General features: G+C 65.5%; 16 protein-coding genes. 5 read left to right on the top strand and 11 right to left on the bottom strand.

The annotated features are described in order from the left end of the window. Positions 1-11 precede the first annotated feature (11 nt). The 4 genes from FPL11_RS07590 to FPL11_RS07575 are packed head-to-tail and all read right to left on the bottom strand — an operon-like array spanning position 12 to position 4,076. On the bottom strand, positions 12-1,529 hold the full coding sequence (locus tag FPL11_RS07590; protein WP_144348080.1) for a TrkH family potassium uptake protein: 1,518 nt from the start codon (positions 1,527-1,529) through the stop codon (positions 12-14). Continuing rightward, positions 1,483-2,160 carry a potassium channel family protein gene (locus FPL11_RS07585; protein ID WP_144348079.1) on the bottom strand — a complete coding sequence of 226 codons (678 nt, stop codon included), beginning with the start codon at positions 2,158-2,160 and terminating at the stop codon, positions 1,483-1,485. Before FPL11_RS07585 ends, FPL11_RS07590 begins: the two co-directional genes overlap by 47 nt. Before the next feature lie 43 nt (positions 2,161-2,203). Beyond that, positions 2,204-3,199: a serine/threonine protein kinase gene (locus FPL11_RS07580; RefSeq protein WP_235013467.1), complete on the bottom strand. Its 996-nt coding sequence runs from the start codon at positions 3,197-3,199 to the stop codon at positions 2,204-2,206. Further along, positions 3,192-4,076 carry a PHP domain-containing protein gene (locus FPL11_RS07575; RefSeq protein ID WP_144348077.1) on the bottom strand — a complete coding sequence of 295 codons (885 nt, stop codon included), beginning with the start codon at positions 4,074-4,076 and terminating at the stop codon, positions 3,192-3,194. The genes FPL11_RS07580 and FPL11_RS07575 overlap by 8 nt, the downstream gene beginning before the upstream one ends. Before the next feature lie 65 nt (positions 4,077-4,141). Between FPL11_RS07575 and FPL11_RS07570 the strand changes: the two genes are divergently transcribed. Beyond that, a complete protein-coding gene (locus FPL11_RS07570; protein WP_144348271.1) occupies positions 4,142-5,338 on the top strand; it encodes an acetylornithine transaminase in 1,197 nt (398 codons plus the stop codon). A gap of 18 nt (positions 5,339-5,356) precedes the next feature. Further along, a complete protein-coding gene (argF, locus tag FPL11_RS07565) occupies positions 5,357-6,259 on the top strand; it encodes an ornithine carbamoyltransferase (protein ID WP_144348076.1) in 903 nt (300 codons plus the stop codon). Here argF and phoU read toward each other — a convergent pair. The 7 genes from phoU to phoB form a co-directional block, all read right to left on the bottom strand. Continuing rightward, the gene (phoU, locus tag FPL11_RS07560; protein WP_144348075.1) at positions 6,256-6,978 is read right to left on the bottom strand and encodes a phosphate signaling complex protein PhoU; all 723 of its coding nucleotides are present in this window, start codon (positions 6,976-6,978) and stop codon (positions 6,256-6,258) included. The genes argF and phoU overlap by 4 nt on opposite strands. A 23-nt stretch (positions 6,979-7,001) precedes the next feature. Continuing rightward, on the bottom strand, positions 7,002-7,853 hold the full coding sequence (pstB, locus tag FPL11_RS07555; RefSeq protein WP_425473430.1) for a phosphate ABC transporter ATP-binding protein PstB: 852 nt from the start codon (positions 7,851-7,853) through the stop codon (positions 7,002-7,004). A 17-nt stretch (positions 7,854-7,870) separates the two neighbouring features. After that, positions 7,871-9,040, bottom strand: a complete 1,170-nt coding sequence (pstA, locus tag FPL11_RS07550; RefSeq protein WP_144348074.1) for a phosphate ABC transporter permease PstA — start codon at positions 9,038-9,040, stop codon at positions 7,871-7,873. Between the two features lie 15 nt (positions 9,041-9,055). Then, positions 9,056-10,273: a phosphate ABC transporter permease subunit PstC gene (pstC, locus tag FPL11_RS07545; RefSeq protein ID WP_144348073.1), complete on the bottom strand. Its 1,218-nt coding sequence runs from the start codon at positions 10,271-10,273 to the stop codon at positions 9,056-9,058. 141 nt (positions 10,274-10,414) lie between these two features. Next, complete coding sequence (locus FPL11_RS07540; RefSeq protein WP_144348072.1) at positions 10,415-11,431, bottom strand: substrate-binding domain-containing protein; 1,017 nt, start codon at positions 11,429-11,431, stop codon at positions 10,415-10,417. A 66-nt stretch (positions 11,432-11,497) separates the two neighbouring features. After that, entirely contained in the window at positions 11,498-12,814 is a 1,317-nt protein-coding gene (phoR, locus tag FPL11_RS07535) for a phosphate regulon sensor histidine kinase PhoR (RefSeq protein ID WP_144348071.1), read from the bottom strand. Positions 12,815-12,826: 12 nt separating this feature from the next. Continuing rightward, entirely contained in the window at positions 12,827-13,510 is a 684-nt protein-coding gene (gene phoB / locus FPL11_RS07530) for a phosphate regulon transcriptional regulator PhoB (protein WP_083217688.1), read from the bottom strand. Positions 13,511-13,632: 122 nt separating this feature from the next. On the opposite strand from phoB, the gene FPL11_RS07525 reads away from it, so the two are divergent. Genes FPL11_RS07525 through mnhG form a run of 3 tightly spaced genes read left to right on the top strand, consistent with a single transcriptional unit; the run spans position 13,633 to position 14,736 of the window. Further along, positions 13,633-14,115, top strand: a complete 483-nt coding sequence (locus FPL11_RS07525; RefSeq protein WP_144348070.1) for a Na+/H+ antiporter subunit E — start codon at positions 13,633-13,635, stop codon at positions 14,113-14,115. Further along, a complete protein-coding gene (locus FPL11_RS07520) occupies positions 14,112-14,399 on the top strand; it encodes an MrpF/PhaF family protein (RefSeq protein WP_069134124.1) in 288 nt (95 codons plus the stop codon). The genes FPL11_RS07525 and FPL11_RS07520 overlap by 4 nt, the downstream gene beginning before the upstream one ends. Next, positions 14,392-14,736, top strand: coding sequence for a monovalent cation/H(+) antiporter subunit G (mnhG, locus tag FPL11_RS07515; RefSeq protein ID WP_144348069.1), 345 nt, complete (start codon positions 14,392-14,394; stop codon positions 14,734-14,736). Before FPL11_RS07520 ends, mnhG begins: the two co-directional genes overlap by 8 nt. Positions 14,737-14,744 lie beyond the last annotated feature (8 nt).

Here is a 14,744-nt window from a genome sequence, read left to right as displayed (position 1 = left end):
CTGGCGATTTCCTAGCGCCGTCCCAGGAAAAACGCCACCAGCAGCAGCAGCGGAAACACCTCGAGTCGTCCCAGCAGCATGAGCACGCTCAGCACCAGCGCGGCGCCGGTGTCCAGGTCCGGTCCGGCTACCCCGGTGGCGAGCCCGTTGTTGAAAAGCGCCGAGGCCGTATCGAAGAACACATAGGCCAGGCGCATGTCATCGGGCATCCAGTAGAGCATGATGAAAACGCCGACGAGCCACAGCAGCATGAACACGCCCACGAGCCGCAGCGCGGTATGCCCGAGCCGCGCCATTTCCGCCGGCGTGATCCGGGCGCCGTTATAGCGCAGCACGACCACCTCGTGGGGCGTGGCGCGCAGCCGTCTCAGCTGGCCGACCACGTCCTTGATCAAAAGCCCGACGCGCAGCAGTTTGATGCCCCCGGCCGCCGAGCCGGCCATGCCGCCCATGGCCAGCCCGACCAGCATCAACAGCAGCGAGCCATTGTCGAGTGTGGCGATGTTCACCGATGTCACACCGGTGGCGGTGATTGCGGATACCCACAGCACCAGCGCACTGACCGGGTCGGTATCGGCACCCACCAGCCAGCGGTGCCCCCAGAGCAGCAGCCCGCCCAGCACGAGCACGTAGACGAATACCCGCACCTCCAGCAATTGCCACAGGGACCGCGGGCCGACCCGCTCGACCACCATCCGGTAATGAATGAGAAAGCTGATCGCCCCCACCAGCATGATCGGTGTGTAGGCCAGTCGAACCGCAGTGCTCGCGCTCGCCAGCCCATCATCGGTGATCGTGAACCCGCCCGTGGAGATCGCCGACATGGCGTGATTGATGGCCCGCCACAGTGGGTCACCGGCCAGCCACAGCAACAGGATGCCAATCAGTGTGTAGCCCACATAGATGGCCCAGATGGCCTGCACGGTGGATTTGACCGTCGGCAGGATCTTTTCATCGCGGGCTTCCGAGAAGTACAGGTTGATCGCGCCGCGCTCGGCGGGGATCACCGCCAGCAGCAGAAGGATGACACCAATGCCTCCCACCCACTGGATCAGGCTGCGCCACCACTGGATATGCAGGGGCAGCTCGGAGGCGGCACTCACCACCGTCAGGCCGGTGGAGGTGAACCCCGATACCGATTCGAACACGGCATTGGCCGGATGCCGGAAGATCTGGATGGCGGCGTCAACCGCGGGCGGCGAGAGATGCGCACTGATGTAAATGGGGATCGCCCCCACCAGGGTGATGAGCAGCCAGCTGATCGCGGCAATCAGCATGGATTGATAGCGATAGAACACCAGCGGGCCCCGCGTCGTCCAGACCAGCGCCTGCCCGGCGCCCAGCGACACCGCCGCGGTGATCAGGAATCCGGCCAGCCCCCAGCGCTCGCCGCCCCACCAGGCGATGGGCAACGAAGCCAGCGCCATGGCGCCGGGGACATGCAGGAGAAAGCCGACGCCACGCAGGATCTCGCGCACGCGCTCATCCCCCCAGCTTGCGCTCGAGAAACTCCCGCCGGCGGCGGCCACGCAGGCGCTCCGTGGCGAACAGGATCACGCTGTCGCCCGCCGCCAGGGCATCGCCCTCGGTCAAGGGCTGGGTCTCGCCGTCACGGACCCGCGCCAGCAGCTGCAGCCCCGCGTCGAGCAGTTCCCGCTGCTGGATCGTGCGGGCGTCAAGCCCCAGCAGGGGCGAGCCGTCTTCAAGTCTGAGTTCGATGATCTGCTGGCCGCCACGCAGGGTGGTGACATCGCTGATGCCCGGCAACAGGGTGATGTCCAGCAGATGCTGAGCCACCAGGCGCTCCGGGTCGCCAAGCACGCGCACCCCCAGGCGGCGGAACATGGCCATATGCGAACGGCGGCTGACCGTGGCCGTGAGGGTTTTCACCCCGACCTCCCGGGCCAGCAGAATCGCCATGAGATTGGTCGAGTCGTCATCCGTGGTGGCGATCAGCGCCTCGGCCCGCGCCAGCTGGCTTTCATCGACAAAGGCATCGTCACCGACGTCCATGGACAGCACCCGCACGTCGTGCTGCTCGGCACAGGCATTGGCCAGGGCCGGGTCGCTCTCGACCACCACCAGCTCATTGTTGGTGCCCGACAGGGCCTGCTCGATCAGGTTCGTGCCGACCGGGCCGGCACCGATTATCACAATCATCACTGCGGGGTAGCCTTCTGGTTGCCGGTTGAAATCGTTGCCATCATACCGCCAGCGGCGGCGTCTGCATCGCGCTCAGCTGCTCGCGCAGCGCCAGCACATGCTCGTCCCAGTAACGCTCGCTGCCAAACCACGGAAAGGCCGCCGGAAACGCCGGATCATGCCAGCGCCGTGCCAGCCAGGCGGCATAATTCATCATCCGCAGGGTGCGCAGCGCTTCGAGCAGGTGCAGCTCACGGGGGTCGAATTCGCGGAACTGCTCGTAGCCAGCCACCAGGTCACTGAGCTGCAGCGTTCGCTCGGCACGCTCGCCGCTGAGCAGCATCCACAGATCCTGGATCGCCGGCCCGGTGCGACAGTCGTCCAGATCCACCAGATGCGGGCCGGCCTGCGTCCAGAGGATGTTACCCGGATGGAAATCGCCGTGCAGACGGACAGCCGCACTCTGTCCGGCCCGCGCCCAGGCCTCGTCAATGGCGCTCAACAGTTCATCGGTCACCGCGCGATAGGCCCCCGCCAGCGCTGCCGGTATCCAGCCGGCCTCCAGCAGCCAGTCGCGGCTCTGTCGACCCATGACATCCGGATCAAGCAGCGGCCGGTGGGCGAATTCGGCGGCTTCACCGACCGTGTGCAGACGCCCCAGCAGCCGGCCCAGCCATTCCCGGGTGGCCGCCTGGTCGAGCTCGGGCGCATGCCCGCCGCGACGCGGGTAGAGGGCGAAACGAAACCCCGCGGCATGGTGGAGGGTGTGACCGTCGAGGCTGATGGGCGGCACGATCGGGATATCGTGTCCGGCCAGTTGCCGGGCGAAGGCGTGTTCCTCGATGATCGCTTCATCACTCCAGCGCCCGGGCCGATAGACCTTGAGAATCAGCGGTGTCCCGTCCTCGACGCCGAGCTGATAGACCCGGTTTTCATAGCTATTGAGGGCGAGCAGACGGCCATCCGCCTGCACGCCGGCGGCCTCGACCATATCCAGGATCAGCGCCGGCTGCAGGGCGGCAAATGGGTGATCGAGCGGTCCGGATTCTTCAGCCACTGACAGACTCGGCCGGTGTTTCACGAAAACGCTTCCAGACCGCGGGGATATCCGGTGGGAGGGGCGCCAGACGCCCGATCTCGATCCACGGGAAGTCGGGATCATGAAAATCCGAGCCCTTTGACCCCGTCAGACCAAAGCGTCGTGCCAGCGCGGCGGCGGCCACGTGGTCATCCCGCCCGCCGCCACCGTTGGCCACCTCGATGGATTGCCCACCGGCGTCGACAAACGCCTGAATGGCGGCACGCAGGGCACCCCGCGAGAGGCCGTAGCGCAGCGGATGGGCGAACACGGCGATCCCCCCGGCGGCGTGTATCCAGGCCACCACCTCTTCGATTCGAGCCCATTCAACGGCGGCATAACCCGGCCGCCCGCGCTTCAGATAGCGCTCGAAAGCGGCCTGGACCGTGGACACCGCCCCCTGCTCGACCAGGGCCCGGGCGAAGTGCGCCCGCCCCGGCACCCCCTGGGCCAATCGCTCGAGACGCTCGGTGATATCGCTGATGCCCGCCCGGGTGAGCCGCTCGGCGATGCGCACGGCACGCTGACGGCGCTCGATCTGCTGCCTGGCCACGCCCTCGAGCAGTATCGGGGTCGTGATATCAATGTCCAGGCCAACGATATGCACCACACCCCGTGCCCAGCGCGCCGAGAGCTCGATACCCGGTATGCAGTCGATGCCGCATTGTGCGGCCGCCGCCTGCGCCTCGGGGAGGCCCTCGAGGGTGTCATGGTCGGTGAGTGCCATCAGCCGGACGCCCTGATCCGCGGCCCGCTGGACCACCGCCGTGGGCGACAGACGGCCATCCGAAGCGGTACTGTGCATATGCAGATCAATACGGCTGGCGGACTTCGACGCCTTGCTTGTGGCCTTCATGCCCCCATCCTATAATGAAACGCTCGGCAGCCGCAGGCTGCCGTTTGTTTTTGGAGGTCATGACGATGACAACTGCCCTGATGCCCACGTACAAGCGCCTGCCGGTGGCGTTCCAGCGCGGTGACGGCGCCTGGCTGGAGGACACCGAAGGCCACTGGTACCTGGATGCGCTCTCGGGCATCGCCGTATGCGGCCTCGGGCATGCCCACCCGGCGGTGGCCGCTGCGGTTGCCGATCAGGCGGGCACCCTCGTGCACACCTCCAATCTCTACGAGGTGCCGCATCAGACCCGACTTGGCGAGCGGCTCTGTCAGCTCAGCGGTCTGGATCAGGTGTTCTTCGCCAACAGCGGCGCCGAGGCCAACGAGGCGGCCATCAAGCTGGCACGGCTGCATGGGCATCACCGCGGCATTGAAGCCCCCGAGATCATTGTCGCCGACAATGCCTTTCACGGGCGCACCTTGGGGGCGTTGACGGCCACCGGCAACCGCAGCGCTCAGACCGGCTTCGGCCCTCTGCCGGCCGGGTTCGTGCGCGCCCCGTACAACGACAGTGCGGCCATCGAGGCGGTGGCCAGCGAGCGCACCGTTGCGGTGTTCGTCGAACCCGTCCAGGGCGAGGGCGGCATCGTGGTGCCCGACGCCGATTATCTGCCGGCCCTGCGGCGACTCTGCGATCAGCGGGGATGGCTGCTGATGCTCGACGAGGTGCAGTCAGGCGTGGGCCGGACCGGCGCGTGGTTTGCCCACCAACACGCCGGGATCCGTCCCGATGTCGTCACCCTGGCCAAGGCCCTTGCCAACGGCGTCCCCATCGGCGCCTGCCTGGCCGGTGGCCCGGCCAGCGGTGTGCTGGGGCCGGGCAGCCATGGCACCACCTTTGGTGGTAACCCGTTGTCGAGCCGTGCCGCGCTGGCGGTGATCGAGACTATCGAGCGGGACGGACTACTCGATCGGGCGGCGGCTGTCGGCGAGCGCATTCTGCGCGGACTGCGCGACGGCCTGACCGGGGTCCGCGGCGTTCATGACATCCGTGGCCAGGGGCTCATGATCGGTGTCGAGCTGGAGGGTCCCTGTCCCTCATTGGTGCCGCAGGCGCTCGACGCCGGCGTCCTGATCAACGTAACGGCGGGCCGCGTGGTGCGGCTACTGCCACCACTGACCTTCACTGACGAGCAGGCCGACCGGCTGGTCGATACCCTGACGCCATTGATCCAGCAGACCGCGGAAGCCCTCGCCGATCCGTCGGCGGCGCTCGCCTGAGTCTGACAGGGGAATCCAATGCCACCGCGCCACTTTCTCACGCTCGCCGATATTGATGCCGAAACCCTCGAGACCCTGCTGCGGCGGGCCGCCGAGCTGCGCGCGCTGCACCACGACGGCAGCCTGCATGAGCCCCTTCGCGGGCGGGTGCTGGGCATGATCTTTGAGAAGTCGTCGACACGCACCCGCGTCTCCTTCGAGGCTGGCATGGCTCAGCTGGGTGGCAGCGCGCTGTTCCTGTCGCCGCGGGACACCCAGCTCGGCCGCGGCGAGCCCATCGAGGACACCGCCCGGGTGCTCTCCGGCATGGTCGATGCGGTGATGATCCGCACCTTCGATCACTCCACCGTCGAGCGCTTTGCCGGCGCCTCCCGCGTGCCCGTGATCAATGGCCTGACCGATGATCACCACCCCTGCCAGCTTCTCGCCGATCTGCAGACCTGGCAGGCGCATCGGGGCGAGCTTCAGGGACGGACCGTGGCGTGGATGGGTGATGGCAACAACATGTGCCGCTCGTGGATGCAGGCCGCGGAAATGATGGATTTCCGGCTTGCCATCGGGGCGCCGTCGGCCTATGCCCCGGAAGACCTGGCCGATTACCCCAACAGCCGCCACGAGACCGACCCGCAGGCGGCGGTGGAGGGCGCAGACCTGGTGGTCACCGACGTCTGGGCGAGCATGGGGATGGAGGACGAACGTCAGACCCGACTTGAGGACTTTGCCGCCTATCAGGTCAATGAAGCGCTGATGGCGGCGGCCGGCGAACAGGCGCTTTTCATGCACTGTCTGCCCGCCCACCGTGGCGAGGAAGTGACCGCCGATGTCATCGACGGCCCCCGGAGTGTGGTATGGGAAGAGGCGGAAAACCGCCTCCATGCCCAGAAGGCCCTGCTGGAGTGGTTGGTGACCCCGCGCCGCTAGCGGCGGTCGCCGGTGGCCTCCTCGGCCATCTGCTCAAAACTGATGTGGCGGACATCCTTGCCGCGCACGAAGTAGATCACATATTCACAGATGTTCCGGGACCGGTCACCGATCCGCTCCAGCGAGCGGGTCGCCCAGACGATATCCAGAACCGGCGGCACCGACTTGGGATTGTCCTCGAGGTGTTTCACCAGGTTGCGGATGATCGAGTCGTACTGCGCGTCCGCCTTGATATCCTCCTGGGCCACGCGCACCGCCTGCTCCGAGTCCATGCGCGCGAACGCGTCCAGCGCACCACGCAGAATGCCCTTGATCTGCTCGCCCAGGGCGGCGATTTCGGCCATCGGACTGCGGCGCCGATCCTCATCGAGCAGATGCAGCGCCATCCGCCCCACCCGCTCGGCCTCGTCGCCGATGCGCTCGAGGTCGGTGATGGTCTTGATGACCGCCATGATCAGGCGCAGGTCACTGGCGGTGGGCTGGCGGCGCGCGAGAATGTGCGTGCAGGCCTCGTCCAGCTCAACCTCCATGGCATTGATCTTATAATCGGACGTCACCACCTGTTCGCCCTTTTCCTGATCGCCATTCACCAGGGCATCGAGAGCCGCCTCGAGCTGCTGCTCGACCAGGCCGCCCATGGTCATGACCCGGGTGACGATGCGCTCGAGGTCCTCGTTGTACTGCTGCGAGATATGCTGAGTGAACGTCTTTTTATCCATGCTTGCTGCCGCTCCCTGCCGGCTCAGCCGAACCGGCCGGTGATGTAGTCTTCGGTCCGCTGTTCCGCCGGGTTGGTGAACAGCGTATCCGTGTCGTTCACCTCGACGATCTGGCCCATGTGGAAAAACGCCGTGTATCCGGCCACCCGGGCGGCCTGCTGCAGGTTATGGGTGACGATGACAATGGTGTAGTTGTCCTTGAGCTCGTGGATCAGCTCCTCCACCGTTGCCGTCGCCAGCGGATCGAGGGCCGATGCCGGCTCGTCCATGAGGATGACCTCGGGATTGACCGCGATGGCCCGGGCGATACACAGCCGCTGCTGCTGGCCGCCCGACAGCTCGGTCCCGGGTGTGTCCAGACGGTCCGCGACTTCGTTCCAGAGGCCCGCCCGCTTGAGCGATGATTCGACGAGGTCGTCCAGCTCCGACCGGGAGGTCCCGGTCCCGTGGAGCCGTGGCGCATAGGCGATGTTCTCGTAGATGCTCTTCGGGAAGGGATTGGGCTTCTGGAAGACCATGCCCACGAAGGTCCGAAGCTGGACCACATCGACGCTGGAGTCGTAGATGTCTTCGCCGTCGAGCGCAACGCCACCCTTGATGTGGACCTGGGGGATCAGGTCGTTCATCCGGTTGAGACAGCGCAGGAAAGTCGACTTGCCGCAGCCCGACGGACCAATCAGGGCCGTGACCTCCTGGGCCGGCATGTCCAGGTTGATCCCATGCAGGGCCTGGGTGTCGCCGTACCACAGATTGAGATCGGTGGCGCTCATTTTCGCCAGTTCCGACCCATTGCGTGTTGCCGTGGTAGTTGCCTCGGTTTCCGGCATCGTTACTCCCACCCTGGCCGCGGCATTTTGCTTGACTTCAGTTTCCATGAATTCCTCACCCGTCGCTACCAGCGACGTTCGAACTTGCGCCGCAGAAGCACGGCGGTGGCATTGAGTGTCAGTAGAATCGCCAGGAGCACCATGATCCCGGCTGCGGTCTTTTCGCTGAAGGCCTGGCGGGGCTCGCCCGCCCAGGTAAAGATCTGGGCCGGCAGTACCGTCGCCGAGTCGAAGATGCTCGACGGCGCCTCCGGGATATAGGCGATCATGCCCACGATGATCAGCGGCGCGGTTTCACCCATGGCCTGCGCCAGCCCGATGATGGTGCCGGTGAGGATGCCCGGGAGTGACAGCGGCAGGACGTGGTCACGGACTACCTGCCAGCGCGAACAGCCCATCGCGAAGGCACCCAGCCGGATCGGATCCGGTACCGAGCGCAGCGCCGCCCGGGTGCTGATGATGATGATCGGCAGGGTCATCAACCCCAGCGTGAGTCCACCGACCAGTGCCGATGAGCGCGGCACGCCGAGGGTATTGATGAAAACCGCCAGGCCAAGCAGGCCGAAGATGATCGACGGCACCGCCGCCAGGTTATTGATATTGACTTCAATCGCCTGGGTCAGCTTGTTATCCGGCGCGAATTCCTCGAGGTAAATGGCCGACATGACCCCGATTGGAAAGGCGAACACCAGCGTCACGGCCAATACCAGGATCGAGCCGACCGCCGCGGAGAATATGCCCGCCAGTTCCGGGAGTTTGGAGTCACCACTGGTGAAGAAGGCCCAGTTGAACGTGGTGCGCATCACACCCTCGGCGAGCAGCGCGTCCACCTGGCGGGCCAGCGCTGGTTCGAGCTCATCCTTGCCCTTGACGTACTGGTCGATGGTGCTTTTGACCGGCACCCACGCCTCGCGCGTGATCCCGGCCCGCCCCGGGTTGTTGCGGATCTCCAGGGGGATGCCGCGGACCGCACCCCGCGAGACGATATCCCGGAGGTCCTCGGCGACCGCGAACTGGCCAATGCGCTCGGCTCGCTCGTTGTAGTCCAGCGTCACCTTGACCTCGGTCCGCCAGAAAGCGCTCTGCCCCTGGCCGATGATATCGGTGAAAAACGCGATGATGATGCCGAAGGCAACGAACAGCGCGGCGATCGAGTAACCCCGGAAGCGGGCCTCGCGCCTGTAACGCGCGCGGATCAGTGGATCGTTGGCAGAGCCGGTCAGTCGTCGTTGCATCGCAGGGCGTCCCGTTTAGTCGTACTTCTGCTTGAATCGCCGGACCAGATAGGTCGAGAGCAGATTGAGCATCAATGTCACTGTGAAAAGCACCAGCCCAAGCGCAAACGCCGAGAGGGTCTGCGGACTGTCAAAGGCGAGATCACCGGTCAGGGAGTAAACGATGCTTACCGTGACCGTGGTCATATCCTCCAGCGGATTCCAGGTGAGGTTAGGCCGCACGCCGGCCGCCATGACAACGATCATCGTCTCGCCCAGCGCCCGCGAGACGCCCAGCAGAAACGCCGAGATCACACCGGGCAGCGCGGCCGGAAGGATCACCTTCTTGATCGTCTCGGAATGGGTCGTACCCAGTGCGTAGGCGCCCTCGCGCAGACTCTGCGGGATGCTGTTGATCACATCGTCGGACAGCGACGAGATGAACGGGATGATCATGATGCCCATCACGATGCCGGGCGAGAGGATGTTGCTATATGACGCATCCAGTCCGAAGAACTCGGCGATGTCGACGATGATCGGGGTCACGGTGATGGCGGCAAAGAAGCCGTAGACAACGGTCGGGATGCCGGCGAGGATCTCCAGGACCGGCTTCGCGATGCCGCGCTGACGCGGCGTGGCGTACTCGGACATGAAGATCGCGGAGAGCAGACCGATCGGCAGCGCCGTCGCCATAGCGATGCCGGTGACCATGAACGTGCCGGCGAACAATGGCACGGAACCAAAGAATGAGCTCCCTTCGGACACCTCGTCGCCGCGGCCAGCCGCTTCAAGAAAGGTATCACCCGGCGACCAGACGGTACCGGTCACGAACTCCCAGACACTGACCTCGCGAAAGAAACGCATGGCCTCGAACAGGATCGAGAGCACGATCGCGATGGTCGTGAAGATGGAAATAAGCGCGGCGCTCAGCAGCAGCCAGCGGATTGTACGGTCGAGCGCGTTACGCGCCCGCAGTTCCGGGCGGATCGCCCGCAGTCCAAGACTGAGCCCCACGGCCCCTGCCGCCAGCGATACCATCAGGACCACTTCGTTGGCGGGTGCGATGACGCCAGTCACACTGAGCAGAGCCATTCCCAGGGCAAAACCGAGCGCCGGCAGGCCCATCCAGACGACCGGGTACCAGCCATATTGCTGCGGTCGGGAATGCATACTGATGCCACTGGCCATGGCCGCCAGCGCCTTACCCCGCCCCCATCGAAAACCGATCAGGCCGAGTCCGGCAATCGCCGCCATTAACAGAAGCGTAGTCGTCGCAATGCTCAAGGCGACCCCCCAGGATTCACTGTTTGCTCAGACCATAAAGGCCGCCACCCCCAACGGAAGTGGCGACCCATCACGTCAGCGACTCATCGTATTATCGAGTCGCTCCGGACGTTACCCCTCGAGGTCGCTGCGCTGCAGATCAACCCGGTTGTCGACCCGATCACGCCACTCGGCGCTCTGCGCGGACGGCAGGGGGATCAGGCCCTCTTCGATCAGCAGACCATCCTCACCGATCATGATGTCGTCCATGAACAGGCTGACGTACTGGTCGATACCCGGGATCACACCCTCGTGGGCATCCTTGATGTAGAACCAGAGGCTGCGGGCGACCGGATAGTCTTCCTGCGAGATCGTCTCGGTGGTCGGCTCGACCCCGTCGACGGTGGCCGCATCCAGCGTGTCCTCGTTCTCGACCAGGAAGCTGTAGCCAAACACACCAATCGCGTCCGTGTTCTCCTGGATCCGCTGGACGATCAGGTTATCATTCTCGCCCGAGTCGACGTAGACGCCGTCCGCACGGATATCGGTGTACTCCGCCGGGAAGCCGGCCCCTTCAGCGGTCTCTTCCATGACCAGCTCTTCGAAGGCGTCGCGGGTGCCGGAGGTCGTAGGCGGGCCGAGGATCTCGATCTCACGATCAGGCAGGCTGGAGTCGATCTCATTCCAGTTGGTGTAGGGATTGTCGACCATCTCCCCGTCCTGCGGGACCTGGGCGGCAACCGCCATCAGGATCTGCTCACGGGTCAGGGCCAGCGGATCGTTCTCATCGCTCTGGGCGAGGACGATGCCGTCGGAGCCGATCAGCGCCTCGGTGATCTCAGTGACGCCGTTTTCCTGGCAGCGATCGAACTCGCTCGGCTTCATGCGGCGCGAGGCGTTGGTGATATCCGGCGTACCGACACCGACGCCCTCACAGAACAGGCGCATTCCGCCACCGGAGCCGGTCGACTCGATGACCGGAGTGGGGAAGTTGGTCGTCGCACCGAACTCCTCGACAACATAGCTGGCGAAGGGATAGACCGTGCTGGAGCCGACGATCCGGATCTGCTCACGCTCCTGCGCGCTCGCCAGAGTCGTCACGCCGACCGTGGCCGCCAGGGCCAGTGCACTCGTTTTCCAAATCTGCATGAGGTTACTCCTCGTTGATGCTTCGGTTGTGGACTGTGGGGAGCGTAGCCACGCTTTGTGACAGGATCATGAAACCGACGCATCGGGTGCCGGGCTGACCCGCGCGGCTATCGGGAAAAGCGCCGTGAAGGTACTCCCCACGCCCATCTCACTGGTGATCTCAAGCCGGGCGCCGTGGCGCGAGAGCACGTGCTTGACGATGGCGAGCCCCAGCCCCGTGCCGCCATCACGCGCCGCACGACCGGCGTCCACGCGATAGAACCGTTCGGTGAGCCGCGGGATATGGTGGGCGGGAATACCGCGCCCCGTGTCCGCGACCGCCAGGCAGGCCGCCCCCTCAGCGACAAACCAGCGCACGTCGATCCGGCCCCCGGCGGCGGTGTATTTCACGGCATTCGACAGCAGGTTGGAGAGCGCGCTGCGGATCTCGTCCTCATCCCCCTCGATGCTCAGCGACTCGTCCGCTGTCAGACTGATGCCATGTTGGCCGCCGCTGAGCGCCCGCGCCTCTTCCACCGCCTCGTCCAGCAGCCGCGGCATGTCCAGGGCGGCGCGATCCACCACCGGGCGCTCGGTCTCGAGCCGCGAGAGCAGCAGCAGATCATCCACCAGCCGCGTCATGCGCCCGATCTGCTGATCCATCAACGCCAGCGGCCGCTGTAGATCCTCGGCGTCCAGCGACTCCATCTCACCGAGCTGTTCCGACATTCCCTGCAATACGGTCAGCGGCGTGCGCAGCTCATGACTGACGTTACCGACAAAATCCCGCCGCATGGTCTCCAGCCGATGCAGCTCCGAGACATCGCGCGCGAGCAGCATCTGCTGGTGGTCGCCGTAGGGGACGATCCGGATCTCGAGCGTGCGGCGCGGATCCTGCGGTGAAGGGATCTTGACCGCTGCCGTCCAGTCCCGAGCCGTCAGATACGCCGCAAAGTCGGGATGCCGGATCAGGTTGGCAATGCGCTGGCCACGGTCCAGGGGCCATTGCAGACCCAGATACCGCGACGCCAGGCGATTCCACCACTGCATCTCGCCCGCTGCCGAGAGCACGATGGTGCCGTCGGGCATGGCATTGGCGCCCTCGCGAAACCGTCGCAGCAGTCCCACCAGACGCAGCCGCCGGGCGCGCTGCCGGTTCTGCTGGCGATCGAGGCCATCCAGCACATGCCCCCACAGCCCTCGACCACGAGGCGGATGGCGGCGTCGCGATGTCCGCAGCCAGCGCTCCAGACGATAGACCTGCACCAGTTGATGGACCAGCAGCGCCGCGCCCGCCAGCAGCACCAGCCATGGGACGCCGGTGGCAAGCCCGAAGACCGCCAGAAACGCCCCCCCGGCCACGGTGCGGAACACCACGGCCGGCCACGGGTTGCTCATCAACATGGGCGGACCCGTTCAGTCGGCGGAAAAACGATAGCCCGCGCCGCGGACGGTCTGCAGCAGGTCATGATGCCCGGAGGGCTCGAGGGCCTTGCGCAGGCGGCGGATGTGGACGTCAACGGTGCGCTCCTCGACATAGACATTCGTTCCCCAGACATTATCGAGAAGCTGCGCACGGTTGAACACACGATCGGGATGGGTCATGAAAAAGTGCAGCAACCTGAACTCGGTCGGCCCCATTTCGAGTGCACGACCGGTCCCGGTCACCCGGTGGCTGACCGGGTCGAGCCGCAGATCGCGGGCCTCCACCGGCGACTCGTTGGCGGTGGGCTGGACCCGTCGCAGCACCGCCTTCACCCGCGCCACCAGCTCACGCGGGGAAAACGGCTTAGGTACGTAGTCATCCGCACCGGCATCCAGCCCCCTGATCCGATCCGCCTCTTCGCCCCGCGCGGTCAGCACGATGATCGGGATATCCCGGGTGGCGCGGTCGCGTTTGAGCCGACGGGCGAAGTCGATGCCGCTCTGCCCCGGTAACATCCAGTCGAGAAGCAGCAGGTCGGGCTGACTGAGCCGGATGGCCGCCTCGCCGTCCTCGGCGGATTCGGCGTGCCGCACCCGATAGCCGGCCCGCTCCAGAGCCATCGCCACCATTTCACGGATGGCCGATTCGTCCTCTACCAGCAGAATACTCGCCAAGACTGATCCCCCTACCCTTGGTTGCGCCCCAGTATAATGACATTCAGATTGCGACTCTGTGACAGCGTGCGGTCACCCTGACCGGCTGGCAGCGGCGGGGCGACATTGATACATTCCACGCCATGCGCTACTACCTCTCGCTGGCCTTGATGCTGGCAATCCTTTGGCTGGGCCTGTCCGGTGTCTACAAGCCGCTGCTGTTCGGGCTGGGGGCGGCCTCGGTGGCACTCGTTGTATGGCTGACCGAGCGCATGGAAGTCCTGGGCGCCGAGCACGATCCGGCGACACTGTCCTGGCGGCTGCTGGTCTACTGGGTCTGGCTCGTGGGTCAGGTGATTGTCTCCAACATCGCCGTGGCGCGGGCGGTACTCGACCCGCGGCGCATCCAGCCCACGCTGATCGAGGTACCGGTCCGCCAGCACACCAACGTGGGGCGCGTGACCTACGCCAACTCCATCACCCTGACCCCGGGGACCGTGACCACCTGGCTGGCCAGTGACAGCGACCGCGCCCAGGTCCACGCGCTGCTCGCGGACGCCGTCGAGGGGCTTGAGACCGACGCCATGGGACGGCGCGTGCAGTGGCTCGAGGGCAAGCCCCGATGACGAACGTCCTGCTCGCCACGATCCTCGCGATCTTCACCACCATGGCGCTGGCACTGTGGCGGGCCATCCGCGGGCCATCGGTGTTCGACACCATCGTCGGCGTCAATGTCTTTGGCACGAAAACGGTGCTGCTGATCGCGCTCATCGCCTATTTCTCGGGCAACAACGACCTGGTGGACGTGGCGCTGGTCTACGCGCTGATCAACTTCCTGGCCGTCATCGCAGTGCTCAAGCTGGTCCGCCAGCGCGATCTGGCCGCCAGTCGCGAGCCATCCGATGATTGAGCCACTGATCACCCTCATTTCGGCCGGGATGCTGCTGACCGGCGGCGCCTTCGCGGTGATAGGCGGCATCGGCGTGGTCCGATTCCCGGATATCTACACCCGACTGCATGCCGGCGGCGTCACCGATACCATCGCACCGCTGCTGATCGTGGGGGGGCTGGTGCTCCAGTCCGGCTGGCACCCACTGAGCTTCAAGCTACTGCTGATCCTGCTGTTTCTGCTGTTCACCACACCCACGGCCTCGCACGCCACGGCACGGGCGGCCATGGCGGCCGGCATCGAACCGGTCACGCGGGATCGGCGCCGTGCATCGGGAGAATCGTCATCGAACACCTGATCGACATC

This window comes from Spiribacter aquaticus (genome assembly GCF_007625215.1).
In the GTDB taxonomy this organism is placed as follows: domain Bacteria; phylum Pseudomonadota; class Gammaproteobacteria; order Nitrococcales; family Nitrococcaceae; genus Spiribacter; species Spiribacter roseus.
Note: the sequence above shows the minus strand (reverse complement) of the source record. Positions and strands in the feature narration are given on the sequence as shown.

Bases quoted from the DNA above. Each gene is read 5' to 3' on its own strand.
- FPL11_RS07585 (WP_144348079.1), bottom strand. From the start codon at position 2,160: ATGATTGTGATAATCGGTGCCGGCCCGGTCGGCACGAACCTGATCGAG.
- FPL11_RS07575 (WP_144348077.1), bottom strand. From the start codon at position 4,076: ATGAAGGCCACAAGCAAGGCGTCGAAGTCCGCCAGCCGTATTGATCTG.
- FPL11_RS07570 (WP_144348271.1), top strand. From the start codon at position 4,142: ATGACAACTGCCCTGATGCCCACGTACAAGCGCCTGCCGGTGGCGTTC.
- argF (WP_144348076.1), top strand. From the start codon at position 5,357: ATGCCACCGCGCCACTTTCTCACGCTCGCCGATATTGATGCCGAAACC.
- phoU (WP_144348075.1), bottom strand. From the start codon at position 6,978: ATGGATAAAAAGACGTTCACTCAGCATATCTCGCAGCAGTACAACGAG.
- pstB (WP_425473430.1), bottom strand. From the start codon at position 7,853: ATGGAAACTGAAGTCAAGCAAAATGCCGCGGCCAGGGTGGGAGTAACG.
- pstA (WP_144348074.1), bottom strand. From the start codon at position 9,040: ATGCAACGACGACTGACCGGCTCTGCCAACGATCCACTGATCCGCGCG.
- pstC (WP_144348073.1), bottom strand. From the start codon at position 10,273: ATGGCGGCGATTGCCGGACTCGGCCTGATCGGTTTTCGATGGGGGCGG.
- FPL11_RS07540 (WP_144348072.1), bottom strand. From the start codon at position 11,431: ATGCAGATTTGGAAAACGAGTGCACTGGCCCTGGCGGCCACGGTCGGC.
- phoR (WP_144348071.1), bottom strand. From the start codon at position 12,814: ATGTTGATGAGCAACCCGTGGCCGGCCGTGGTGTTCCGCACCGTGGCC.
- FPL11_RS07525 (WP_144348070.1), top strand. From the start codon at position 13,633: ATGCGCTACTACCTCTCGCTGGCCTTGATGCTGGCAATCCTTTGGCTG.
- FPL11_RS07520 (WP_069134124.1), top strand. From the start codon at position 14,112: ATGACGAACGTCCTGCTCGCCACGATCCTCGCGATCTTCACCACCATG.
- mnhG (WP_144348069.1), top strand. From the start codon at position 14,392: ATGATTGAGCCACTGATCACCCTCATTTCGGCCGGGATGCTGCTGACC.